We start from the raw sequence: 24,752 nt of genomic DNA, 5'->3' as shown, positions 1-24,752 counted from the left end.
TAGCAACGTGTCGGAACCTCGAGCGTGTTGATCCATTGCCGTAATGTGTTGATCCATTGCCGTAATAATGTACCGCAATACTCAACATGTTCTGGCATTGCTGATACCGTAAAAATCGTTAATACTGGTCATTAACCTCATTTAAAAAAATAACAAGAAGTGACGTGTCTATGAATATTCGCAGCAAACTCATCACCGCTTTTCTGGTTGCCGTTACCGTACCCATTATCGCATTGGTTATTACAACAACGGTGCAAACATTTACCCAGTCGCGTGACTATTTTATCAATAGTGCTACGCAAGAAATTCATCAGATAGACAATGCTTTTGAGCTGTTCTTTGAGGGAATGAAAGAGCATGTGCGTTATATGGCCAGCGATGAGCGATTACTTGCTGCGGCAGAGACTTCTATTACCAACTACATTGGTAGACGAGCTGATATGACGCCCCTGCAAAACGGTGTAATTGAGAGCAGTATTTTTAAATTTCACGGTCAATTTAGAGACAAGCATCCTAACTTACTTAATGTCTACATGGGAACTGAGACCGGCGGGTTTATTCAATACCCGCCTGAAACGATGGAAAACTATGACCCGCGTAAAAGGCCGTGGTATCAACAAGCAAAAGCAGCCCCAGGGGAAGCGGTAATAACATCGCCATATCAGGGGATTTCGGGTGGGCCAATGATTTCCATTGCCACTACAATAAAAGGAACAAGCGGTAACATCATAGGGGTTCAATCTATTGATGTCACCCTAGATACGCTAACGAAGCTCGTCAATGGCGTTAAATTAGGAGAAACTGGCTATGTCATACTTGTCGACCAAAATGGCGTAGTGCTCGCAGACCCGCGTAACAAAGCGAACAACTTCAAAAATATCAAAGAGCTTGGCGGCAGCCCACTTTACAAAGCACTAATGACTGAACGAGACAGCCATTTTACGGTAGATGGCGAAGATGGTGATCTTACCGTTACTACCTACCGCTCACCGGCGTTGAACTGGCAGTTTGTGGGCGTTATTGAAAGCGCAGATATTGAAGCGCCCGCATGGAGTATTGTTTCCACGATGATGGCGGTGCTGGTGGTTATGATCATTATTTGTAGTGTTCTAGGTGTGGTAATGGCTAATCGCATCGTTGCGCCAATTCACCGTATAAGCCGAAGCTTGCGTGCGATATCTGAGGGGAGAGGTGATCTGACGCAACGCCTGGAAGTACGTGGTAAAGATGAAATTAGTGACCTTGCAAATTACTTTAATGCATTCTTAGATTCTATTCGCGATTTGATAACCGAAATAAAGCAACAGTCTGAACATTTGTACTCAGCGTCTAACAATTTCACGACGATGGCATCGTCACTACAGCAGGCTAGTGATAAGCAAGAGCGCTCAATAGAACAAGCCGCCACAGCCTCCAATGAGATGGCCGCTGCGGCACAAGAAGTGGCACAAAGCTGTATTTCTACGCAAGAAGCTACAGAGCAAACAGATAAAGCGAGCCATAGTGGTTTATCTATAATTCGCGAGACAGTTGCCCAAGTCGAAATCTTGAAAACGCTGACACAGGACTCCTCTGAAGCGACCAAAGAGCTCGCCAGTGAAAGCGATAACATTAATCAAATTCTAAATGTGATTAGAAGTATCGCTGAACAAACTAACTTGTTAGCGCTAAACGCGGCGATAGAATCAGCCCGAGCGGGTGAACAGGGGCGTGGGTTTGCCGTGGTCGCTGATGAAGTGCGCTCATTAGCTCAACGGTCTTATGGTGCTACCGAAGAAATTGATGGCATGTTAACTAAGCTCATTGAGAGAACACAGTTTGTGTCAGGGAAAATGGCTACTGGTTTAGAACAGTCGGAACAAGCGACTGACCAATCCAGCCAGGCTCGGGCTACGTTCGAGCAAATAGGTCGGTTAGTGCAGCAAATAATGGATCAAATCACACAGATTGCCAGTGCTGCTGAAGAGCAATATCAGGTATCAGAAGAAATTAGCCGAACAATATCAGGTATGCAAAGCTCAACCACCGATGTCAGTCATGCATCAAAAGGGCTATCGAGTAATGCTGACAACTTATTGTCTCTTTCAAAAAGCCTTAATGAGTTGGTCGGACAATTTAAAGTGTAGGACACTGAAGATGCTTCGATATGGTGCCCCTTGTACTACCGAGGGCACCATCGTTTTTAGGTCAGGTCAGCCTTCGATTGGGGCTGGGTCAAATGACATCGCAACGCGTGTGTTGTTTACGCTATTGTAGTAATTTACCACATCTGACATAAATGCGTGCCACGTCGGATTTGGGTGCCACACTTTCATCAGGTCAGCTTTGGCTTGCGCTTCATTTTCGCCTAACACGGCAACACGATAAAGGTAAGTAAAAGACGCTCCCCGCCAATTGAGCTTACAATGCGTGAGCACTTTGCCATCAGATTTTTTTACTCGGTCCATATAAGCAGCGTAATTTAAAAAGTTAGCTACGCTTGGCGCTTCCCAGTCTACAGGCACATTAAAATAATCAAGATCTAATGAGGTGGTATAGTGAATCTCATCAGCTCTGTCTCCCGGAATAAGGTCGATGACGTGGCTGACGCCTTCTTGTTTAAGCAACGCTAAGTGGGTTTTGGAAGGTAGCCCTGACGAGAGCATGAAGCTATTATTGTGCTGAAGGTTAGTGAGTGAGCCAAGACTTTGTGCGTCTTCATTTTCCGTAGTTTGAGCGTGATCGTGATTATGTGAATGGCTTAACGCTAGCGCAGAAGCGTGACAGTGAAATAGTGCACTTGCAAAGCAAAGAGTAATGGCAAACGCAGGCAGTGCAGACACGCTTTTATTCTTTTTTAATTTCATTGTATATGGCCTTCAGGTGAACTGCTTTGCACCAGTATAGCGTTACTTTTTGTTATTTCGCCACAGGTTGACGAAAATTACGTACGCTTTTCACGAGTGGTTTGCAGTTCACATCAGTGCCGTCAATTTATACGCCGTCGTTCACTATGCGTTTTTTTAATGTGCGTTGGCGAGGCTTGTACTTACAGCTTAGCCAAAGCGAAAATGGTACACCTATAAGACTTGGCAGCACCCAACTTGCTATTTGCAAACTCGGAATCCCTTCAAACAAGGTTCTGCCGCCAAAGGCAAAGAAGGCGGTATAAGCACCAATACCTGAACCAATAATGTGTCCAATATGTTCAACTACCCATTTACCTGCAGGCACTTCTTTTTGTAGTGTATAGCGAACAATGCCAATGGCATTGAGTAACGCTATAGGCGCAAAAATGCAGCTAAGGGTAATGTTGTATTTAATGCCTTGATAAAGCGCGATAGAGGCTACTGCAAATAGAAGAATGGGTAGCCACAAGTACGCTGGCGTTCGCATTTCAGCAATATTGCTTTTTACCTCAAGCACTCGCTGGGCATGACGAACATTGTTCCAAACCAGCAAACTCAACATCAGCAGGAAAATATACTGCCCTTTTAGGTAGGCGACAAAATAGGCCACTGATTCAAAGTGCGCAGGCATTGAAGGGTAGATGGCCAATGGCATGAGCAAAACAATAGTAGAACTCACTACTCCACTGATTGAAGTAAACAGCATGGCTTGCACGTAGTAGTGCCCAAATTTTCGATGTTGTGGACCTCCTTTACGCGTCAAGCAGGGGATCCAAAACAAAAACAGTGAAAGTGCACCTGAAAAAATGTGAAAGTAAACCAGTGTACTGTGTATGGTTTGCATAATGGTGGCTCCAATAACCAAAATTGATGTGACACAGTGTGTTTAATTTGCTGTTTTCAAGTAAGTGCCAAAAGTCATTAGATAAAAAGTGACTTTTGGCCTATGTGTTTAAATGCTATTTCTGCAACAATGTGCGCAATTACCTCGAAGTAGCGGTACCTAAATGGAATTATCGTCAACCTTAAAATCATGGCTGGTTAACAACGTAGAGCGGCTGTCGGCATGTTTAACCTGGTTATTTGTAAGTGTGTCGGCGCTTTACTTTCTGACCATGCAACTTACATTTTGGCATTGGCGACCTATCGCCGCACTTGCCTTATTTATTTCGATTGCCATCTGTTTTGTGTTGGTTACTCGCCATGACGAGTCTTTACCTCGTTGGCGATATTTTCTGCTGTGGGCCATGTATGCACTGTCGGTAGCGAGCCAACTGTTATTACCTTACGCTTATATCGCCATTTTTGTGGTGATTTGGTCTGCGGTGCTTCCCTACTATTTATCATGGGGCAAGTGCCTAGTGCTTTGTATTCCATTGGCATTGCCTACGGTTTTTATTCAAGAAGTCGTTTGGGAGGAAAATCAAGCATTGCTCACTGGTGCTTTGTTCTGGACGTTTAATTTGTTCGCAATGATGATGTCGAATACCGCCATTAAGGAAACTGCCGCGCGAGAAGAAGCCGATGCGCTCAATAGACAGTTGATCAGTACACAGCACTTAATGAAACAGGCGATTACACAAGATGAACGCTTGCGCATTGCGCGTAATATTCATGATGTGGTGGGACATCACCTTACTGCTTTGACCATCAATTTACAGGTAGCGTCTCGCAAAAGTAAATTAGCTGGAAATGACGAGGTAAAGGCGCAAATTGACCAGTGCCATGCTATTGCAAAGCTATTGTTGTCAGATGTGCGAGAGGCGGTATCGGACATTAGAGAGAATGCAGCCATCGATTTCAACGGCGCTCTACAATCACTTATTAGTGACTTGCCACGGCCACAAGTGCAGTTAGACATTCAGCCTGATTTTATACTTAGCAATGTGAAGATAGCAGATGCCTTGCTGCGCATTATTCAGGAAGGATTAACAAATGTGATACGGCATACTCAATCCCATAGATTCAACATATCGCTTAGTAAACACGACAACGTATACACACTTATCATGCAAGATGTGCAGCTGAATGTAGAGAAACCTATTACAGAAGGCAATGGTTTAATTGGAATGAGAGAGCGCGTGAGTGCATTAGGTGGTGAGTTACAGACAGGTTTCAATGCACAAGGGTTTTGTATTCGCGCTACATTGGTGGAGGCAGAATGAGCACAAGGGTTTTACTGGTCGAAGATCAGATGCTAGTTCGACAGGGTATAAAGTCACTTCTTGCTCTTGATGACAGCGTCAATGTAGTGGGTGAATGTGAAGATGGCAGTCAGTTAATTGATACGTTGAACCGCATCGACTGTGATGTGATTTTAATGGATATTCGCATGCCAAAAATGTCGGGCATTGAAGCGCTAAACGCACTTAGCGCGAATGCTATTACTATCCCTGTGTTAATGTTGACGACATTTGATGATCATACTTTGGTGAGCGGTGCGATAAGCGCAGGCGCAAAAGGTTACTTACTGAAAGATGTGTCTCTTGAAACATTGGTTGACGGTATAAAGGCCGTAGAGCGAGGCGAGACTCTAATTCAGCCGGCAGTCACTGAAAAAGTACTAAAAGGCTTGCAAGGGCTTGATGTTACTTTCGAGTCGTTTGAGACGCCTGAAACATTAACCACCAAAGAGCTTGAAATATTGCGCTTAGTCGCGGCGGGATACAGCAATAAAGAAATCGCGGATACTATCTTCAAATCTACTGGCACAGTGAAAAACCAAGTATCTGCCATTATGGCTAAATTAGGCGTTCGTGATCGAACGCGGGCGGTGTTAAAAGCGCTTGAGTTGGGATGGATTTAGCATAGTGAAGCAAAAAGGCTCGTTTGATACGAGCCTTTTTAGTGTTGCGTATTTCTTTATCGGGCTGAGGGCTATTTATCCATGTGTACTATTTATCCATGTGTACTACGGAGCGAATGCTTTCACCTTTATGCATTAAATCAAACGCATCGTTGATATCGTCAAGACCCATGGTGTGAGTGATAAATTCTTGCAACCCAAAATCGCCGTTTAAGTATTGCTCTACAATACCCGGTAGTTGAGAGCGGCCTTTCACTCCGCCAAATGCGCTGCCGCGCCATACTCGACCTGTAACTAACTGAAAGGGACGAGTTGAGATTTCTTGACCAGCGCCTGCCACACCAATAATGACAGATTCTCCCCATCCCTTGTGACAGCATTCAAGGGCTGAGCGCATAACATTGACATTGCCGATACATTCAAATGAAAAATCCACACCACCGTCAGTCATTTCAACGATAACGTCTTGAATAGGTTTATCGTAATTTTTCGGATTAACGACATCAGTGGCACCAAGCTGCTTAGCGAGATCAAATTTACTTTCATTGATATCAATACCAATAATGCGACCTGCCCCCGCCATACGCGCGCCGATAATAGCGGATAGACCAATACCCCCTAAGCCGAAGATGGCCACGGTATCGCCTTCTTGTACTTTCGCCGTGTTCAACACTGCACCCATGCCCGTCGTAACACCGCAGCCCAGTAAACATACCTCTTCAAGAGGAGCGGCTTTATTGACCTTAGCTAATGAAATTTCTGGTAGTACCGTGTACTCAGAAAATGTAGAGCACCCCATGTAATGATAGATTGGCTCACCATCCTTAGAGAAGCGGCTAGTACCATCTGGCATTAAACCTTTGCCTTGCGTTGCGCGCACTGCCTGACAGAGGTTGGTTTTACCTGATTTACAAAACTTACATTCGCCACACTCTGCGGTGTAAAGTGGAATAACGTGATCGCCAACCTCAACACTGGTAACACCTTCACCCACCATTTCGACAATACCACCACCTTCATGCCCCAAAATAGAGGGGAAAACGCCTTCGGGATCATCACCAGATAGAGTGAACGCGTCAGTGTGACAAACACCGGTAGCAACGATGCGAACCAACACTTCGCCCTTTTTAGGTAGTTCCACATCCACTTCTTCCATTTTAAGTGGCTCCCCAGGCCCCCACGCGACAGCGGCTTTCGCTTTAATATGAGTTTGGCCTGGCTGCAATGAATCTTTAAACGTCGTCATGAAATGACTCCTTGATTACAAATATAAGTGTTTTGATATGAAGCCAAGTATAGGAGAGCGTTTGTGATAGATAAATACAGATTTAGTAAATCACTATTGCATATTTGTAATAGTTGGGAGGGGATTCTATTATAAGCCCTACGCGCTGTATGTACCGTTTCACTGTGAGGTAGTAAGCCTATGAAAATATTAGAGGGGGTATCAGAGTTTTGCGCCGTGGCAAATGTGGGCAACTTCACTGGTGCGGCGACGAAATTAGATACTTCAGTGGCACAAGTTAGCCGAAAAGTAGCGACGTTAGAAAGGCAGTTAGGCGTAAAGCTGTTACAGCGTACTACCCGAAGCGTATCGCTAACAGAGGCCGGGACGTTGTACTTTGAGCAAGCTTATCCTGCATTGCAGTCGCTAGAAAATGCTCAGCTTGCGGTAAGTGCAATGCAGCAATCGCCGCAGGGGTTGATAAAGATGACAGCGCCAGTAGCCTTTGGTGAGGCCTATATTGCACCACTGCTCAATACCTTTATGAAACAATATTCAGGCATTAGCGTGCACTGCACATTTACGAATGAAAAATTGGATATTGTTGAGCAAGGGTTGGACCTTGCTATTCGAATTGGCAAGCTGGGAGACTCTACTTTAGTGGCCAAAAAGTTAGCTACCCGTCACCTTTATGTGTGTGCGAGTCCATCTTATTTTGAGCAAAATGCTAGGCCTCAGACGCTCGATGAATTAAAACAGCACGATTTGCTAGTAGGGTCTCAGGCTTACTGGCGATTTGTTATTAATGGCAATGCAACCTCTTTACCTGTGCAGGGAAGAGTGCGCTATAACAGTGGTAATGCACTTCGCAGCGCAGCGCTTGACGGCTTGGGAATTGCTCAACTACCCGGCTTCTATGTACGCCACGATTTAGAATGTGGAAATTTAGAAGAGGTATTACCAGCGCACAAAGATAAGCAGGAAGCGATTTGGGCAGTGTTTCCTTCAAACCGCAATGTCGCGCCAAAAATACGATTACTTATTGATTTTCTTGCACAAAACATTGTTGATGATAATTGACAGAATACTGCTGAAACATGCTTTGTACCCTAATTCGAAATGTTGGCTGGTTAATATTTCACTTTATGCAATACAGTGTGGTGAAAACTGCGGTTGACAGATAGACGTCTATACGGCAAATTGCTTGTATGAAAAAGATTCTACGCACCACCACCACAATGATGTTGATTACCACCTTAAATAGGGCGGTCGGTGACTAGTGCAAGTAAGCAAAAGACAACGAAAGCCCGCCTAACACAGAGCGGGCTTTTTTTTACACATGTTTTAGCATGCGAAACCTTAAGGAGCAGCATATGAAAGTCTTAAAGTTTGGGGGTTCTTCTCTAGCCGATGCACCGCGATACATGCGCGTGATGGAAATTAGCACGGCAACCCACCAAACCGACGGTGCTGCGGTTGTACTCTCTGCCCCAAAAGGGGTGACGAATGCGCTTTCATTACTTTGTGAACAAGCAGCCGCTGGTGAAGATTTTAAACCGCTATTCAACAAACTCAACGACACCGTAACCAGCATTGCCAACAATCTAGACAACGCACTAGACGGGTTCGCTCATGCACAGGTTATTGATTTTATCGATAGTCACTTGTCGGTATTGCATCAGCACCTAGAAGGCATTTCTTTGCTTGGTGTGGCGCCTGACAATGTGGCAGCGGGCATTCTAAGTATCGGTGAATATATTTCTGTAACCCTGTTTAGCGCGATGCTGTCAGCAAAGGGTATTGCCAATCGCATCATAGACCCTGTTAAGTACGTACTGGCTGACGGCGAGTATCTAGACAGTATTGCTGATGTAGCGCTGAGTAAAGCACGTTTTTCAGATGTGCCTGCCGATGGTAGCGAGCTATTGGTGATGCCAGGGTTTGTTGCTGCAAATGAAAAAGGTGAAAAGGTAACACTTGGGCGAAATGGCTCCGATTATTCTGCTGCTATCCTTGCGGCGTGTATTGATGCAAGTTGCTGTGAGATTTGGACAGACGTAGACGGTGTTTATAACGCCGATCCGAACCAAGTTGAAGGCGCTGTGTTACTTGATAAGCTGACGTATCAAGAAGCCATGGAATTGTCTTATTTCGGTGCAAAAGTACTTCACCCTAAAACGATTGGTCCCATTGCGCAGCACCATATCCCGTGCCTTATTCGCAATACATTAAATCCTGCAGCGCCCGGTACTCTGATCAGCAACGAGAAGAGTGAGAAGTGGACATCGGTTAAAGGTATTTCACAGCTTGATAATGTGACCATGTTTAACGTCGCAGGCCCCGGCCTCAAGGGCATGGTCGGTATGGCGAGCCGTGTATTTGAAGTCATGTCAAACGCTAATATTTCGATTAGCCTTATCACGCAGTCGTCTTCAGAGTATTCAATCAGCTTTTGTATTCAGAGCAAAGACGCCAATCGCGCTTTAACATTGCTCGAAGATGCCTTTGCCCTTGAGTTACAAAATCAATTGCTTGACCCTATTGAAGTTCGTCACGACCTAGCAATTGTAACCCTTGTGGGTGACGGTATGCGCCAAACAAAAGGTTTGGCCGCGCGCTTCTTTAACTCACTCGCACAAGCTCGAGTGAATAACGTAGCGATAGCGCAGGGCTCTTCTGAGCGCTCTATCTCGACAGTAATTGAAAGTAAACGAGCAAAGAAAGCCGTTAAGGTTATCCACCAGAATTTTTTCTCTGACCGCCATACCATTGACGTATTCCTAGTAGGGTGTGGCAATGTAGGGACAGAACTACTAGGTCAAATTGCTAAGCAGCAGCCTGAATTGCTAAAACGCAATGTGCAATTGCGTGTTTATGGCATTGCCAATAGCCGTAAATTACTGCTTAACAGTCAAGGTATAGATTTAAGCGGCGATTGGAAAGCTGCCCTTGAATCAGCCAGCGAAGGGCTAAGTGTTGAGCGGTTACACCAGTTTGTAAACGACAATAGTTTGGTTAATCCTGTTATTGTTGATTGTACCAGCCACGATGTTATCGCTCAGCAATATGTCGACATGATGGAAAGCGGCTTTCACGTTGTTACGCCGAACAAAAAGGCCAATACAAGTGAGATGGCGTACTACCGCAAACTTCGTAAAACGGCGCAATCTACAAACCGCCAGTATTTGTATGAAACTACTGTAGGTGCTGGGTTGCCGGTAATCGATAACTTACAGAAACTATTTAGTGCAGGTGATGTACTGCATCGTTTTGAGGGTATCTTGTCAGGTAGTTTGTCGTATGTCTTCGGTAAGCTTGAAGAAGGAATGAGCTTATCTCAAGCCACGCAAACGGCTAAGGATAATGGCTTTACTGAGCCCGATCCGCGCGATGACTTAAGCGGCATGGATGTAGCCAGAAAACTACTTATTATGGCGCGTGAAGCTGACTTAGGATTAGAGTTATCGGACATTGAGATTGAGTCTGTGTTACCCGACGGTTTCGCTGAAGATTGTTCAATTGATGAATTCATGCAGCAGTTGCCACAGCTCGATGCAGATTTTGCGGAAAAAGTAGCACAAGCGAAAGCCGAAGGGAAAGTGCTGCGTTACATTGGCAGCATTGAAGATGGTAAATGCAAAGTAAGTATTCAAGCCGTTCCTGCATCTAATCCGTTGTCTCAAGTGAAAGACGGTGAAAATGCACTGGCGATTAACAGTGATTATTACAATCCGATCCCATATGTTATTCGCGGGTATGGTGCAGGTGGCACGGTAACAGCTGCGGGTGTCTTTGCTGACATTCTTCGCACAATGCCATGGAAGCAAATGGCGCATTAAGCGCATGAAAAGTAGTAAGGTAGTAGGTAGAACGTAATGAAAGCACTTAAGGCCTATGCGCCAGCCTCAATAGGAAATGTCAGTTTAGGGTTTGACGTACTTGGCGCAGCCCTTGCGCCAGTAGACGGCACTAAACTGGGTGATGAAGTGGAGATTAAAGCGGCTGAGGTATTCTCACTTAACGTGACGGGGCCATTTGCGCACAAACTCCCCGGTGATGCTGACAACAATATTGTGACTAAGTGCTACCACTACTTTTGCGAGCAGATGGAAAAGGCGGGTAATCCTACAAAGTCTGTGGCGTTAACGCTTTACAAAAATTTACCGATAGGCAGTGGGCTTGGTTCAAGTGCAAGTTCAATTGTGGCTGCCTTTGTTGCGTTAAATGCCTACTTCGATTATCCATTTGATAAAGACACGTTACTTACCATGATGGGGGAGCTTGAGGGCCAAATCAGTGGTAGCGTGCACTATGACAACGTAGCACCTTGTTATTTGGGCGGTATGACGTTAATGACAGGCGCACAAAGCCCTGTCACCTTGTCGCTGCCGTTAAATGACCAGTGGTATTACGCTATTTGTTATTCAGGGATTAGTGTATCGACGGCGGCTGCCCGCGATATACTGCCAAAACACGTTGATATGGCGACTGCATTAACGTTTGGGCGACAGCTTGGTGTATTTGTACACGCGCTACATGCCGGTGATTTCGCCCTTGCGGCCTCGGTGATGAAAGATGTTATTGCCGAACCGTATCGCAAGTCATTGTTACCCGGTTTTGACGATGCTCGCGCATTCAGCGAAAGTGTCGGTGCACTGGCATTTGGTATTTCGGGATCTGGCCCAACTGTCTTCGCAGTATGCCCAAGCAAAGCGCAGGCAGAAAAGGTTGCGGCGTATTTAACCGAAAATTATATTCAAAACGAAGATGGTTTTAGCCATGTGTGCCAAATTCCTCAACAGGGCACAACAGTGTCACAGCAGTAGATGCGCATAAAAACAAAAGTTTGAAGGCGCTCTGCTAAGGCGCGTCAAACGAATTATTAAAGATTTAAAAGGCCGAGTGATTGTTGTTAAGGCCAAAACAAGAAAGGTACAGCAAGTGGAATTGGTTAATTTAAAAGATTCATCGGACACAGCGAGTTTTGCGCAAGCCGTTAAGCGTGGTTTAGGAAAGCACCAAGGTCTGTATTTTCCAAAGCATATCCCCACACTTGAAAACATTGACGCCTTATTAGAGAAGCCGTTTGTAGAGCGCAGTATTGAAGTACTGAGAGCGTTAATTGGCGACGAGCTAGACAATGGTGAGTTGGAAGCGATTGTTGAAACCGCGTTTGCATTTGGTGCGCCAGTCGAGCAAGTGAACGACAATATATATTCGTTAGAGCTATTCCACGGCCCTACGCTTGCATTTAAAGATTTTGGTGGTCGTTTTATGGCGCAGACCCTTTCACGCATCAGTGAAGGCAAACCGATTACTATTTTAACGGCAACCTCTGGTGATACTGGCGCAGCCGTTGCTCATGCTTTCCACGGTATCGATAATATCAACGTGGTCATCTTGTTCCCAAAAGGCAAGATTAGCGCGTTACAAGAAAAGTTATTTACGACATTGGGTGGCAACATCCATACCGTCGCCATAGAATCAGACTTTGATGCCTGTCAGGCACTGGTAAAAACCGCATTTGATGATCCGGACGTAAGGGAAGGGCTGCACTTAAACTCGGCAAACTCAATCAACATTAGCCGACTACTTGCCCAAGTATGCTATTACTTTGAAGCCTTTAGTCAGTTGCCTAAAGACAAGCGCGATCAGCTAGTTGTTTCTGTACCAAGCGGTAACTTTGGGAACTTAACCGCAGGTATGATTGCGAAAGCGCTTGGTCTTCCAATTAAGCGTTTTATTGCAGCTACTAACCTTAACGATACTGTGCCGCGCTATTTGAAAACGGGTGAGTGGGCACCGAAAACTACCGTAGCCACTATGTCAAACGCTATGGACGTGAGTCAGCCAAACAACTGGCCACGTATTGAAGCGCTAATTGAGCGCGGCTATATCGACAAAGCATGCCTGAAAGGTGAAATGGTTGATGAAGAGTATACGCAGCTTGCTATGCGCCAGCTTGCGCAGCAAGGCTATACCAGTGAGCCCCATGCGGCTATTGCTTATCGTGCAGTTAGTCACGACTTAGAAGATGGCGAAATTGGTTTATTCCTAGGGACAGCGCACCCAGCCAAGTTCAGAGAGACAGTTGAGAATGTCCTTGGCAATCCTATTAGTTTGCCGAAAGCGCTGGCTGATGTTGCTGGTGAAGACAGCTTGGCGGTGGACCTTCCTGCGTCTTACGATGCACTAAAACAGCATATGATGGATTTGCTCAAGGCATGAGTACATGGGACAACGCGCTTGCTGATGAAAAACAGCAAGCGTATTTCACTGAACTTCTTTCTCGTATTCGCAGTGAAAGAGACGCGGGAAAAACCATTTACCCGCCTGAAAGCGATGTGTTTAACGCCCTTACATTAACGCCGCTTGATAACGTGAAAGTGGTTATTTTAGGGCAAGACCCATACCACGGCCCAAATCAAGCTCACGGTTTAGCATTTTCAGTATTGCCTGGTGTCAAAACGCCGCCGTCTCTGGTGAATATGTATAAAGAGTTGGCTACGGACATTGAAGGCTTTGCTATCCCAGAACATGGCACGCTGACTTCATGGGCGCAGCAAGGTGTGCTGTTACTCAATAGCGTACTTACTGTGGAACAGGGACAGGCTAACAGTCACGCCAAATGGGGCTGGGAGCGTTTTACCGATAAAGTGATCAGCACCGTTAATGAGCATTGTGAAAACGTGGTGTTTTTGTTGTGGGGCAGTCATGCACAGAAAAAAGGAAAGCATATTAATCGTGACAAGCATCACGTCTTAAGTGGCCCACACCCGTCTCCGCTATCAGCATACCGCGGCTTTTTTGGTTGTGCGCACTTCAGCCAAGCAAATGCTTATCTCGCGTCTAAAGGCAAGACGCCTATCGATTGGCAAGTGTAACTGTTGGCTAGCAGAACTGGTGGCTAGTATATCTGGAACGTTACTACATAGGTAACGTACGAGGGGAACAAAACGCTAGTTTCACAACAAAGCATATAAAGCGCAATCGCGCATAAATAATCATACGCGGTTGCGAATTACCCTCAAGAAAGTAAAAAGGCCGCCTGAATGTTCAGGCGGCCTTTTTGTTATCTTTCCAGTGTTTCCAACTCGTATTCGAAACCACAATCTAGTTCGGCGAGTTCTTTTTCTAATTTGTAGCGATCTTGTAGCGCTTCGATTTCTCTCCACTTACGTTTTTTACTTTTGGTTTTTGCTGGGCTTGCTTCGATGTCTAACATGGCAAATAGATCTGATTTATCCACTGGGATCTCCTTTTTATACCACTACAACTAATACAGAGCGTTATTATTTATTTCCCTCTGTACAATTTTGTATCACAGCCGCCACTAAAATAAAATAGTTTAATTTACCTTTTATTAACAAAATGTGACGTTATGATGACACAGGCAAGGATTCGTTAGATATGTTTAAAGCGTGAACAAAATGGCTATCCAATTGATACTATTTGTATTTTTAGTAGCCAATTGAGCGCAGCAATGTCGTGTATTTTTATTTGTCGTTACGTGCTTAATTTACATTGCTATAAAAAAACGGCCATCTTTTGTTTGTATAAAAGATGACCGCTCAGTTTGTTTTTTGCACCAAATGGGCAAGCTTAGCTTACCTCGGTTTCCTTATTTTGGTGCATTCGCTGCTCTGAATTTAGCAATCAGTTGTTGGGTTGATGCATCGAAATTGTCTTTGTCTGCTTCACCCTGAATGCCTGCAAGTACTTGGTTTCCTAGTACTTTACCTAATTCTACGCCCCATTGGTCAAAAGAGTTTAGGTTCCAGATAACACCCTGAACGAATACCTTATGCTCATACATTGCAACCAACGCGCCAAGAATTTTAGGGGTTAAGCTTTCAAACAAAATCGTGTTGCTAGGTTTATTGCCCGGCATCGTCTTGTGCGCCGCTAAGCGCTTACGCTCAGCATCATCTAAGCCCTTACCGTCTAAATCGGCGTAGCATTCTTCAAAGGTCTTACCTTGCATCAATGCTTGTGTTTGACCAAAACAATTTGACGCTAGCATGGCGTGGTGCGTGTCGTCTTGATTGGGTACGTTAAGCGGAAGCATGAAGTCAGCCGGAATAACCCCAGAGCCTTGGTGAATAAGCTGGTGGAAGCTGTGCTGGCCATTTGTGCCCTCACTGCCCCAAATGATTGGGCCGGTGGGGTAATCAACGCTTTCACCTTCTTGCGTCACTTCTTTACCGTTACTTTCCATATCCAACTGTTGCACATAGGCAGGAAGACCGCGCAAATAGTGATAGTAAGGTAAAAGTACGTGAGATTGCGCATCAAAGAAGTTGCGATACCATACGCCTAGTAACGCCAGTAGTACTGGCATGTTTTGCTCAAGTGGCGCTGTGGTAAAGTGCGTATCCATGTCAAACGCACCTTCTAGCAAACCTTTAAAGTTCTCAAAACCCAACGCCAGTGAAATAGGGAGGCCAATAGCCGACCAAAGAGAGTAGCGACCACCAACCCAATCCCACATAGGGAAAATGTTATCAGCGCTAATGCCGAACTCAGTCGCCGCTTTCACATTTGACGATACCGCAACAAAATGCTTTGCAATATCCGCTTGAGTACCACCCGATTTCAAGAACCAGTCTTTTGCCGTTAGCGTGTTTTGAAGTGTCTCTTGAGTAGAAAAAGACTTTGAAGACATAACCACAAGGGTTTCTTCAAAATCGACGCTTGAGAGTACATCGTGGATATGACAGCCATCGACATTGGCAACAAAATGCACCTTCACTGCGTCTACAGTATGTGGCTTGAGTGCTTCGGTCATAATTTTGGGGCCCAAGAATGAACCGCCAATACCAATAGCAACAATATGCTTTATCGGCTTACCCGAATAGCCTTTGTGCTCACCACTGTGAACTGACGTAGTAAACGCTTCTATTTTCTCAAGTGTAGCGTGTACTTCAGGCATAACATCTTTGCCATCCACCATAACCTTGCGATCAGAGAAGTTACGCAAGGCGGTATGCAGCACAGCACGACCTTCGGTCGAGTTGATTTGCTCACCCGCAAACATTGCATCGCGAAGCCCTTCAACGTTACATGCACGTGCTAGATCGAAAAGACCATTTAATGCTTCTGAAGAAACGCGGTTTTTGGAATAGTCCAAAAAGATGCCGCAGGCTTCAAGTTGCATGCTAGATGCGCGGTTTGGGTCGCTTTCAAACCAGTCACGCATATGCGCTTGCTTTACCGATTCTGCAAGCTCGCTTAGTTTTTTAAATTCTGGAAGTGACGTTAAAACACTCATTGTTTTACCTTTTCCTTAAGCGCTAAGTTTCTCACGAAGCATAGTTTCAAGCTTATCTTGGTCTGCTGCGAAGTTGCGAATACCTTCAGATAACTTCTCAGTTGCCATGGCATCTTGGTTCATATCCCAACGGAACTGGCTCTCTGTTAAGCGCGCTCCTGGCGTTTTGGTTGCACCGTTGTCTTTAAGTTTCACTTCAAGCTCACCAGACTCGTTGGCTAGTTCTTCAAGCAGGGCAGGGCTAATCGTAAGGCGATCGCAACCTGCTAATGCCTGAATTTCACCGATGTTTCTGAAACTTGCGCCCATTACGACAGTCTTGTAACCGTGCTCTTTGTAGTAGTTGTAAATTTTCGTTACTGATACTACGCCAGGATCTTCCTCAGGTGCATATGACTCAGTGCCTGTGGCCTTTTTATACCAGTCAAGAATACGACCCACGAAAGGAGAGATAAGGTAAACGCCAGCTTCAGCACAGGCTTGTGCTTGAGCGAAGCTAAACAGTAGCGTTAGGTTGCACTGAATGCCTTTCTTTTCTAACTCTTCAGCAGCTTGAATACCTTCCCACGTAGACGCAATTTTGATAAGAATGCGTGACTTGTCGATACCAGCGTCTTCGTAAAGCTGAACAAGGCGCTCGGCTTTTTCAATGGTTGCAGCTTTGTCGAATGAAAGGCGGGCGTCTACTTCTGTCGAAATGCGACCAGGGATAGTACCAGAGATTTCTTTACCAATAGCAACCGCAAGCTTGTCTGCCGCGTCGGTAAGCTGCTGGTCAGCGTCATTTGATTGAAGCTTTGCCCATGCAACCGCATCATCAATCAGGCTAGCATACTGCGGTAGGCTAGCTGCTTTTAACAGCAACGATGGGTTAGTAGTGGCATCTACTGGCTGGTATTTTTTAATCGCGTCGATATCGCCCGTGTCGGCAACTACAGTAGTAATATCACGTAATGAAGCTAGCTGATTGCTCATAGTTCTCTCTGTTCTTTATTTCAGTATTCTACATTTTGCTATTTAGAGCAGTGCACTCTAACAGCGTTGGATAGCTCGCTTTTGTAGCAAGCATTAATTGTTGGTTTCGCTAATGCGTTGTAGGGTCTAGCGGTTTGATTGGATCAAACATTCAAGGAATACACTATTTATACCAAACCCACTAAATATATGGAATGGGATTTGGGGAAGATTTGGATAAAATAGCCGCTAATCGGATTTCTCTGTTAAGCCAATTTGAGTCTTTCTTATGCCATTTTACGGTTTCTTGCGTATCAAGTGGTACAATGGCGTTGTAGTTGATTGAAGGAGTTGAAATGTTAGTTGTAGTGTCCCCAGCAAAAAATCTCGATTTTGAAAGCGAAATTCCGGTAAGTACATTTACGCAACCTAGTATGCTTGAAGACACCGAGCGTCTAATGAAAGTATGTAGAACCTTGTCGCCGGCCGATTTATCATCGCTGATGAAAATAAGTGACAAGCTTGCCACGCTTAACGCTAATCGATTTGCTGAGTTTTCAACGCCGTTTACCAAAGACAATGCGCGTCAGGCTATGTATGCGTTTAACGGTGATGTTTACACCGGACTTGATGCCTACACCTTAGATAGCGAGACAGTGGAATATGCGCAAGATCATTTGCGCATATTATCGGGACTTTACGGACTTTTACGCCCGCTGGATTTAATGCAAGCCTATCGACTTGAAATGGGAACTAAGCTGGCGAATTCAGAAGGAAAAGACCTATATGCGTTTTGGGGCGAGCGCATTACTGAGGTGCTTAATGATGCCCTTAGTGCACAGGGTGATAATGTCTTAATTAATCTCGCTTCAAATGAATACTTTAAAGCTGTTAAGAAAAAACAGCTAGATGGCATGGTTATTACACCGCATTTCAAAGATTACAAAAACGGTCAGTACAAAATCATTAGCTTTTTCGCTAAAAAAGCACGCGGCTTAATGGCGCGATACATTATGGAAAATCGTGTTGCTGATGTTGAAGGGCTAAAAGCTTTTGATGTCGACGGCTATCAATACAGCGAAGAACAAAGCTCATCGACTGAGTTGGTATTCTTGCGCAATCAGGAAGCATAGGCGCAACGGCAATTCACAGTACAGGAAAATGTGGCGAACTCACTAGGTTCGCCACCTACGCTCGCTATATTTTAAACCCTCTGTCCCCATAACGCTTGGCAAATCGCTCGAGACTCAATCCGTTGCAGGCCACGTTTTCGATTTTTCCGTCAAATAGTTCTTTTTTCACTTTCTCATATGCTTCACTGGTCGTTTTCAATCAGTGCTAAGTAATCTGTTAATGTCTTTCCTTTCTCATCGCGAAAACGCTCTGCGGTGACGCTAAATTGAGAAATCCGATCTAAACGAAAGTTTCTAAAGTCTTGGCGAACCTCACACCATCCAGCAAGCAACCAAATAGGGCTAAAAGAGATCAACGCCAGTGGTCTAATTGTGCGCTCAGTTTTCTGCTCTTTAAGATCTAAATAGCAAAACGTGACAAACTGCTTTCGGCGAATGCATTCTCTGACTTCAGTGAAGTCAACTTCCCATGGGATCTTATAGCGACTAGGCGCTGAAAACGTACTTATTTGAGTAAGCTCGTGGATCATCCCTTCAGTGAGCGTTGCTTGTATTTTTTGATAGGCACTTTTGGCTTTTTGCGCAAAGGCATCGTCTGTCCAGTTACTTACCATCCCAATGCCTAGTGCAATTGCCTCAATTTCGTCGGCATCGAACATAATGGGGGGCAAGTGATATTTTTTGTCAATGAGGTACCCCACACCCGCCTCACCTGAAATGGGAATGCCTGAGTCCACCAAGTCTTGAATATCACGGTAAATCGTGCGTTCACTTACTTCAAATAGGTCCGCGAGTGTTTGGGCGGTAGTCGCGTGATGCATTCGCCTTAGGTGATGCACAATTTCATTGAGTCGCTCTGCCTTTCGCATAACTCATATCCGCTTTGTCGTTAAACCTGATAATAAGAAAACACTACTGACACTTACTGTCAGTAGTCAATGAATATGATGAATTCGTGTTTAAAACAGCAAGGAGATAAAAATGATTGGCTATGTATTAGTAGGCACAAACAACTTGGCGCAGGCTGGCAGCTTTTACGATGCGCTATTAGGCACTATTGGCGCAGAGCGCTTTATGGAGGAAGAGAACTATTTTATCGCTTGGGCGCGTCAGCCGGGTGAAGTTTCTTTTGGGGTTACCATTCCTTTTAACAAGGAAACGGCAACCGTCGGCAATGGTAATATGGTTGCTATTGCCCTTGAAAACCCAGAACAGGTTAATGCGTTTTATGAAAAGGCGCTGGCCCTTGGTGGAACATGTGAGGGGGCACCGGGATTTCGACCAGAAAGCGCCGATAAAGGGTTTTATGCCGGATATTTTCGTGATCTTGACGGCAACAAGCTTAATGCATTTTGTATGGTTTAGCGTAAATCGTCACCTCAACAACTGGCAGAATTGATGAATAATCTGCCATACTAATATAGCAAAGGGTACACGCTCATCGAGTGAAGTACCCTTTTATCGTTATAGCTATATCACGCCTGATTTTGCTCTTAAGAATTAAAAATTCTGTTGACTTTAAGGTGTTCTATATATAGAACGTTCTTTATATGGAACGGTTTGTGTCAGAGCATTTTAGGACTTCCTACATTGAATCAATCGACGTTAAACACCCTAGGCAGGCATTTACAAAAGCTTAGACAAGAAAAAGGCATGTCTTTATCTCAACTTGCTGCAGGGGCAGGCATTGCTAAGTCAAATTTATCAAGACTAGAGCAAGGAAACGGTAACCCAACACTGGACACAATTTGGCGTTTAGCCAAACAACTAGACGTACCCTTTGGCGAATTGGTGCAACCGTTGAGTACAAGTGTGGGTGAGAAAGGCGTAGAAGTGCGCTTGATAGAACAGGGGAAAGGGACGCCCGACGTTGACGCTTATTGGATGTCTATTGCACCTAACACTGAGAGAGAGGCCGAAGCTCACGCCACAGGCACGCAAGAAACAATCGTACTGGTGAGTGGGGCATTAGAAGCAGGAAATACAGGGCGTACGCAGCACTTAAAGCCGGGTGACAGTGTAGTTTTCAATGCCGACTTACCCCATGTCTACAAAACACAAGATACATGGGCGACGTGCCTAATAACGATTGTGTATCACAAGGAGGAAAAAGCATGAATGCGCTGACACAGAAAGGAGGATGGAAGCAAGGCGTTTTAGATGGTCTTCCTCTGCTAGGAGGTTATATACCTGTCGCTATTTCTTTTGGTGTTATTGCGGTTCAAGCAGGCTTCTCAACCCTAGAAGCCACCCTGATCTCAGTGTTCATTTACGCTGGGGCTTCACAATTTTTACTCGTCGCTATGGTGGCATCGGGCTCGCCATTGTGGCTAGCTGTTTGTATGACATTGTTGGTCAATGTGCGTCACGTGGTTTATGCGCCTAATTTAGTGCCTTACTTACCACCAAGTCGAGCATGGCCTTACTTAATGCACGGTTTAACCGACCAGATATTCGCACTTGCCCACACACGCTTACCTACAATGAAAGACACAGAAAAAGTGGGATGGTTTAAAGGCGTTTCATTAGTAGCGTGGTTAAGTTGGATAGTGGGCACGACGGTTGGAGCAATCGCTGGCGATACACTAACACAAAAATGGCCCGTGCTAGATAGCGTGATGCCGTTTGCGCTACCGGCTTTATTTCTTGTGTTACTGGCCCCTAAATTTTCAAATAAACGATGGGGAACAGCGCTGCTTGTGACTATTACCGTGGCGCTAGTTATCGCGCAAAGTGCCTTTAAAAATGCTGCAATACCACTAGCTGCAATGGCTGGCGCACTCGCGTTCTATATTCTTTCAACGTATGCCCAAAGGAACCACACTCATGCAAACTGATATCTGGGTGGCTATTGTTGTGGCGGCGATAGGCACATATGGGTTGCGTGTAGCACCACTTATCTGGACGCAGCGGCATTTCAATAAACACAAGGCAAACAATACACAAGCGCATTTGCCAATATGGTTAAGTGTTTTGGGGCCGTTGATGATAGCTGCCATGCTAGGCGCATCGTTAATACCGAAAGTGCCCTCTGAAGCTAGTTGGGGCGCAACGGTCGTTGGTACGCTAGTAACCACATTAGTCTGGCGAAAGTTTAAAACGCTAGGTCTCCCTGTTTTTTGTGGTGTACTGGTATTTGGTTTAACCCTTGTATTGCTTACATGACACTTGTGGCAAGTCATGCCATGGAAAAACTCAGTAACATTTCGCGACTAGCACTTTTTACCTATTCAACTTACAGTTAACACTTATCTGTTCATACAAGGGCTGGGCATGTACACACTTTACGGTTATCCCAAGACACGTTCCGTGCGCGTCGCGTGGGCGTTGGAAGAACTCGGGCTTCCTTACGATTATCATCTGATAAACCTGCGACAAGGTGAACATTTCAGTGATAAATTCAAAGCCATTAATGCGGCATCGAAAATTCCGGTACTTGTTACCGATGAGGGCGCAATATCTGAATCTGCTGCAATCGTCACATTCTTGGCCGAGCGCCACGGTTTGCAAGAATTCATTCCTGAAAGTGGTAGCTTTGCTCGAGCAAAGTACGAAGAAATGTTGATGTTTCTAACCAATGAACTAGAGCAACCAATTTGGAATATCGCCAAACATACCTTTGCATTGCCTGCAGAAAAACGAATTGCCGACATGCGAGAAGTGGGGGAATGGGAATTTCAACGCGCATTATCGGTGTTTTCTAGCATGCTAGGCGACAATGAGTTCGTATGTGGCAATATGTTTACCATGGCAGATATTATTGCGGGTCATATTTTATCTTGGGCTAAAGGCAGCAAACTAGCAATACCTCAGGATAATGTAGCCGAGTATACCAAGCGTATTTTGGCCCGTCCCGCCTACGAAAAAGCATGGAAAAATGAAAACTCTCATTTGCCAACATAGCGCGAATTAACGACACCACACAACGATTATAAAAGACGACAAAGAGCCTTTTAAAGCTCACAAAAAAGGAAATACTATGAAAGCATTCAAAACCCTGCTGGTAAGTGGCGCCGTAGCGCTTGCTTTAGGGACAGTTTCAGTAACAGCCCATGAGCATAATGCGCCCAAGGCGCAAGCGACTGCCAAACAAGAACTAAAAACTGAACACGATAAATTGTTTGCGCTATTTGCAGCTGCTGATGAGCGTGACATTGAGCTAAACCCAATTATGGCGATTTTTCGTGGTGATATGCGCTACGCTGACAAGATAGGTGACTTCTTTACTGACTCGCATGCCTTGGCTGGTAGAACCGCTACACTATTGAATCTTTCTGAACTAAAGCACATTGACAGAAGTAAGCTAAGCGATGTCGATAAGCTAGCTTATGACGTTTTTAAGTATAACGAAGAACGTTCACTTCAAATGTCGAGTGACGAAATAGAAGCTTTAACTGAAGTGCGCCCGGTTAATCATTTCAGTGGTTTTCATACTTTCTACCCGACTTTTGCAAGTGGCAAAGGCGCAGCGCCATTTAAAACTATTGAAGATTACGAGAACAACCTCGCTAGACACGAAGAGTATATCGCAATTTCAGACCGCTCAATCGATAAGTTCCGCGAGGGGATGGAAAGTGGTGTTGTTGAAACCAAGCTAACGATAGACCGCGTAATAAAACAGCTTGATACGCAACTTGCGATACCACTTAAAGAGTCGCAATTCTGGGGACCAATTAATATGTTCCCCGAAAACTTCTCTAGTGACGAAAAAGCACGCTTAACTGCTGAGTACGAAAAAGCGACGCAAGCTATCTATGATGCAACTGCACGTATGCGTGATTTCCTTCGAGATGAGTACCTGTCTGTCGCCCGTGAAACCATTGGGTTAAGTGACATGAAAGGTGGTGCTAAGTTGTACCAGCTGATGGTGGAAGACTCTACTACATTACCTATGACACCAGATGAGCTTCACAACTTGGGGCTTAAAGAAGTTAAGCGTATTAAAAACGATATGCTTGAAATAAAAGACGAAGTAGGTTTTGAAGGTACGTTAAATGAATTCTTTGACTACGTGCGCACTGATCCTAAGTTCAAGCCTGAAAGTCGAGAAGCATTAACACAGAGCTACTATGATATTGGCAAAGAAGTTGACAAAAAAATCGACCAGTACTTTTCTTTACTGCCTAAATCAGAGTTAGAGATTAAACCCTACGACCCTGCTATTGAGCAATTTAGTGCAGGTGGTTCTTATCAGCCTGGTACACCTGATGGTTCGCGACCGGGGACCTTTTACTTCAATGCATACGATCTACCGAGTCGATTAACAACAGGTAACGTTACGCTGTATCTTCACGAGGGCGCACCGGGTCACCATTTCCAAGTTAGTCTTGCACAAGAAAACGAAGCGTTGCCTTCATTTATGCGTTTTAGCTTCTTACCCGCTTTTGGTGAGGGGTGGGCATTGTATTCGGAGACCTTAGGCTACGAAATGGGCTTCTTTGACGATCCATGGAACCGTTACGGTACGCTTCAGGATGAGCAGCTTCGCGCAATGCGTCTTGTGGTTGACACCGGTATTCATGCCAAGGGGTGGACACGTGAGCAAGCCATTGACTTTATGCTTGAAAACTCAGGTATGACGCGCACCGAAGTGGTTGCTGAAGTAGAGCGTTATATTGCCATACCTTCACAGGCTCTGTCGTATAAAGTTGGGGCTCTCAAAATTCAAGAGCTCCGTGCTCGTGCTGAAAAGGCACTTGGAAGCAGATTTGATATTCGTGAATTCCATGCTCAAGTGTTAAATACAGGTGGTATTCCACTGGCTATTTTAGAGCAAAAAATTGACCGCTGGATTGCCAGCCAGAAAGGGTAAGGCAATTCACTGATACGCAAAAGGCCAGTCGATATGTTTATCACTGGCTTTTTTTATATTTGCGACCAGCCGCAGTGTTTTTGCACGAGGGCTCTATTACATTGAATCTAGAGCATGTGAGTATCTTTTTTTAAATTTCTAATAAGGAGAAAGGTTGTGGAATTGGGTATGTTTTCATTGAGCTTATCGGTAAGCAATATTGAAGAATCTAAAACATTCTATGAAGCTTTGGGATTTGCCGCTATGCCATCGTGTGGTTCGGTGGAAGAGAAATGGCTTATCATGAAAAATGGTCAAACAATGATTGGTCTTTTTGAAGGGATGTTTGAAGACAATATTCTAACGTTCAACCCCAGTGATGTGCGTGCTGTGCAAGACCACTTACTCGATAAGGGTATTTCTATTGATGTACCCGTAAAGGGTAACAGTGGTCCTGGTCATCTTGTGGTGAAAGACCCTGACGGCAACGCAATTATGTTTGACCAGTTTTAATGTTATGAACAGCCTGTGCTTGTGCAGACCTACTGATTCTATTGATTGTTAATATGTCATTCTGGTAACGTTGAGTGAGCGTGTTTTTCAAAAACACATTCGTTAAGTGGTAGGTTGCATGCGTATGGTTGTATGTGAGCCTTAGCAGGCTATTGCCATGAAGGAAGCTGC

23 protein-coding genes are annotated in these 24,752 nt (G+C 44.9%); 16 read left to right on the top strand and 7 right to left on the bottom strand.

The features are described from left to right. The first annotated feature begins 170 nt into the window (after positions 1-170). Positions 171-2,126, top strand: coding sequence for a methyl-accepting chemotaxis protein (locus OZ660_RS15125; protein ID WP_274741476.1), 1,956 nt, complete (start codon positions 171-173; stop codon positions 2,124-2,126). 66 nt (positions 2,127-2,192) lie between these two features. Here the strand turns inward: OZ660_RS15125 and OZ660_RS15120 are convergent, their stop codons facing one another. Beyond that, positions 2,193-2,846: a protein tyrosine phosphatase family protein gene (locus OZ660_RS15120; protein WP_274741475.1), complete on the bottom strand. Its 654-nt coding sequence runs from the start codon at positions 2,844-2,846 to the stop codon at positions 2,193-2,195. 127 nt (positions 2,847-2,973) lie between these two features. Further along, positions 2,974-3,732, bottom strand: a complete 759-nt coding sequence (locus OZ660_RS15115; protein ID WP_274741474.1) for a hypothetical protein — start codon at positions 3,730-3,732, stop codon at positions 2,974-2,976. A gap of 163 nt (positions 3,733-3,895) precedes the next feature. Between OZ660_RS15115 and OZ660_RS15110 the strand changes: the two genes are divergently transcribed. Continuing rightward, a complete protein-coding gene (locus OZ660_RS15110; protein ID WP_274741473.1) occupies positions 3,896-5,053 on the top strand; it encodes an ATP-binding protein in 1,158 nt (385 codons plus the stop codon). After that, entirely contained in the window at positions 5,050-5,694 is a 645-nt protein-coding gene (locus OZ660_RS15105) for a response regulator transcription factor (protein WP_159626698.1), read from the top strand. The genes OZ660_RS15110 and OZ660_RS15105 overlap by 4 nt, the downstream gene beginning before the upstream one ends. An 88-nt stretch (positions 5,695-5,782) precedes the next feature. Here the strand turns inward: OZ660_RS15105 and OZ660_RS15100 are convergent, their stop codons facing one another. Next, positions 5,783-6,940, bottom strand: coding sequence for an S-(hydroxymethyl)glutathione dehydrogenase/class III alcohol dehydrogenase (locus tag OZ660_RS15100; protein ID WP_202262295.1), 1,158 nt, complete (start codon positions 6,938-6,940; stop codon positions 5,783-5,785). Between the two features lie 180 nt (positions 6,941-7,120). Here OZ660_RS15100 and OZ660_RS15095 point away from each other — a divergent pair, with 180 nt between their 5' ends. The 5 genes from OZ660_RS15095 (at position 7,121) to ung (ending at position 13,803) form a co-directional block, all read left to right on the top strand. After that, positions 7,121-7,999 carry a LysR substrate-binding domain-containing protein gene (locus tag OZ660_RS15095; protein WP_274741472.1) on the top strand — a complete coding sequence of 293 codons (879 nt, stop codon included), beginning with the start codon at positions 7,121-7,123 and terminating at the stop codon, positions 7,997-7,999. A gap of 293 nt (positions 8,000-8,292) precedes the next feature. Then, positions 8,293-10,758, top strand: a complete 2,466-nt coding sequence (gene thrA / locus OZ660_RS15090; protein WP_274741471.1) for a bifunctional aspartate kinase/homoserine dehydrogenase I — start codon at positions 8,293-8,295, stop codon at positions 10,756-10,758. Positions 10,759-10,794: 36 nt separating this feature from the next. Next, a complete protein-coding gene (gene thrB / locus OZ660_RS15085) occupies positions 10,795-11,745 on the top strand; it encodes a homoserine kinase (protein WP_274741470.1) in 951 nt (316 codons plus the stop codon). A gap of 115 nt (positions 11,746-11,860) precedes the next feature. Further along, positions 11,861-13,147, top strand: a complete 1,287-nt coding sequence (gene thrC, locus OZ660_RS15080) for a threonine synthase (protein ID WP_274741469.1) — start codon at positions 11,861-11,863, stop codon at positions 13,145-13,147. Continuing rightward, the gene (ung, locus tag OZ660_RS15075; protein ID WP_274741468.1) at positions 13,144-13,803 is read left to right on the top strand and encodes a uracil-DNA glycosylase; all 660 of its coding nucleotides are present in this window, start codon (positions 13,144-13,146) and stop codon (positions 13,801-13,803) included. Before thrC ends, ung begins: the two co-directional genes overlap by 4 nt. A 188-nt stretch (positions 13,804-13,991) precedes the next feature. Here the strand turns inward: ung and OZ660_RS15070 are convergent, their stop codons facing one another. The 3 genes from OZ660_RS15070 to tal form a co-directional block, all read right to left on the bottom strand. Beyond that, entirely contained in the window at positions 13,992-14,168 is a 177-nt protein-coding gene (locus OZ660_RS15070; RefSeq protein ID WP_012519516.1) for a DUF3545 family protein, read from the bottom strand. 372 nt (positions 14,169-14,540) lie between these two features. Then, complete coding sequence (gene pgi, locus OZ660_RS15065) at positions 14,541-16,190, bottom strand: glucose-6-phosphate isomerase (protein ID WP_274741467.1); 1,650 nt, start codon at positions 16,188-16,190, stop codon at positions 14,541-14,543. Between the two features lie 15 nt (positions 16,191-16,205). Further along, the gene (gene tal / locus OZ660_RS15060; RefSeq protein ID WP_159626714.1) at positions 16,206-17,165 is read right to left on the bottom strand and encodes a transaldolase; all 960 of its coding nucleotides are present in this window, start codon (positions 17,163-17,165) and stop codon (positions 16,206-16,208) included. A gap of 335 nt (positions 17,166-17,500) precedes the next feature. Here tal and yaaA point away from each other — a divergent pair, with 335 nt between their 5' ends. After that, positions 17,501-18,277, top strand: coding sequence for a peroxide stress protein YaaA (yaaA, locus tag OZ660_RS15055; RefSeq protein WP_274741466.1), 777 nt, complete (start codon positions 17,501-17,503; stop codon positions 18,275-18,277). Between the two features lie 182 nt (positions 18,278-18,459). Here yaaA and OZ660_RS15050 read toward each other — a convergent pair whose 3' ends face one another. Beyond that, on the bottom strand, positions 18,460-19,146 hold the full coding sequence (locus tag OZ660_RS15050) for a helix-turn-helix transcriptional regulator (protein ID WP_274741465.1): 687 nt from the start codon (positions 19,144-19,146) through the stop codon (positions 18,460-18,462). Between the two features lie 112 nt (positions 19,147-19,258). On the opposite strand from OZ660_RS15050, the gene OZ660_RS15045 reads away from it, so the two are divergent. The 7 genes from OZ660_RS15045 to OZ660_RS15015 all read left to right on the top strand — a co-directional run bounded on the left by OZ660_RS15045 (position 19,259) and on the right by OZ660_RS15015 (position 24,581). Next, positions 19,259-19,642 carry a VOC family protein gene (locus OZ660_RS15045; RefSeq protein ID WP_159626722.1) on the top strand — a complete coding sequence of 128 codons (384 nt, stop codon included), beginning with the start codon at positions 19,259-19,261 and terminating at the stop codon, positions 19,640-19,642. A 195-nt stretch (positions 19,643-19,837) separates the two neighbouring features. Next, complete coding sequence (locus OZ660_RS15040) at positions 19,838-20,395, top strand: helix-turn-helix domain-containing protein (protein ID WP_342455325.1); 558 nt, start codon at positions 19,838-19,840, stop codon at positions 20,393-20,395. Further along, complete coding sequence (locus OZ660_RS15035; RefSeq protein ID WP_274741463.1) at positions 20,392-21,114, top strand: AzlC family ABC transporter permease; 723 nt, start codon at positions 20,392-20,394, stop codon at positions 21,112-21,114. The genes OZ660_RS15040 and OZ660_RS15035 overlap by 4 nt, the downstream gene beginning before the upstream one ends. Then, positions 21,104-21,442, top strand: coding sequence for an AzlD domain-containing protein (locus tag OZ660_RS15030; protein WP_274741462.1), 339 nt, complete (start codon positions 21,104-21,106; stop codon positions 21,440-21,442). The genes OZ660_RS15035 and OZ660_RS15030 overlap by 11 nt, the downstream gene beginning before the upstream one ends. A gap of 108 nt (positions 21,443-21,550) precedes the next feature. Then, positions 21,551-22,180, top strand: coding sequence for a glutathione S-transferase family protein (locus OZ660_RS15025; RefSeq protein WP_274741461.1), 630 nt, complete (start codon positions 21,551-21,553; stop codon positions 22,178-22,180). Positions 22,181-22,256: 76 nt separating this feature from the next. Further along, positions 22,257-24,089, top strand: a complete 1,833-nt coding sequence (locus OZ660_RS15020; protein WP_274741460.1) for a DUF885 domain-containing protein — start codon at positions 22,257-22,259, stop codon at positions 24,087-24,089. Between the two features lie 156 nt (positions 24,090-24,245). Then, positions 24,246-24,581: a VOC family protein gene (locus OZ660_RS15015; protein ID WP_159577851.1), complete on the top strand. Its 336-nt coding sequence runs from the start codon at positions 24,246-24,248 to the stop codon at positions 24,579-24,581. Positions 24,582-24,752: the final 171 nt, after the last annotated feature.

The sequence above is a fragment of the Alteromonas sp. 009811495 genome, assembly GCF_028865455.1.
In the GTDB taxonomy this organism is placed as follows: Bacteria; Pseudomonadota; Gammaproteobacteria; order Enterobacterales; family Alteromonadaceae; genus Alteromonas.
The sequence above is the reverse complement of the archived record's forward strand: the minus strand, read 5'-3'. Positions and strand labels throughout refer to the sequence as shown.